The organism is Alistipes sp. CAG:268 (assembly GCA_000434235.1).
Taxonomy (GTDB): domain Bacteria; phylum Bacteroidota; class Bacteroidia; order Bacteroidales; family Rikenellaceae; genus Alistipes; species Alistipes avistercoris.
The window spans coordinates 49,296-49,806 of the sequence record FR892022.1 but is presented as its reverse complement, the minus strand read 5'-3'; the positions used below and the strand labels follow the sequence as shown (position 1 = coordinate 49,806).

Sequence of the window (511 nt, the reverse complement as noted above, 5' to 3'; positions counted from 1 at the left end):
CGGATCGACGAGGCGACGGGACAGCCTTTGGAGGAGGCGCCGTCGGATGCCCCGGGGCAACCCCGCCGCGCCGCGCGCAAACCCCGCCGCAAGAAGGAGGAGGTCGAGCACAAGGAGTTGTTCGCCTTCTACGAACAGTCGCTCTTCTGACGGCGCACCGAAAACCCCGACCTGAAACCATATGACTATGAAAATCAAAGATGTAACCTCGGTTATCGAAACCTTTGCCCCGCTTCGCTGGCAGGAATCCTATGACAATGCGGGACTTGTCGTCGGCCGAGAGGACGACGAGGTGCATGCCGCATTGCTGGCCGTCGATGTCACGGAGGAGGTGCTCGACGAGGCCGAACGGCTGGGCTGCGACCTGGTCATCACACACCATCCGATCGTCTTCCACCCGCTCAAGCGCTTCAATTCGGCCGATGCCGTGCAGCGCTGTGTCGAGCGGGCTATCCGGCGCAGAATCGCCCTCTACGCCTGCCACACGAACCTCGACAGCGCTCCGGGCGGC

The 511-nt window shown here is 63.0% G+C and carries 1 protein-coding gene and 1 pseudogene; both read left to right on the top strand.

The window, feature by feature from the left end; genetic code table 11:
- A pseudogene (locus QZL63_RS10655) lies at positions 1–150 on the top strand (MerR family transcriptional regulator); the annotation flags it as partial.
- Between the two features lie 37 nt (positions 151–187).
- The coding region (locus tag QZL63_RS10650) for a Nif3-like dinuclear metal center hexameric protein (protein WP_290587177.1) at positions 188–511 on the top strand (324 nt) is incomplete at its 3' end.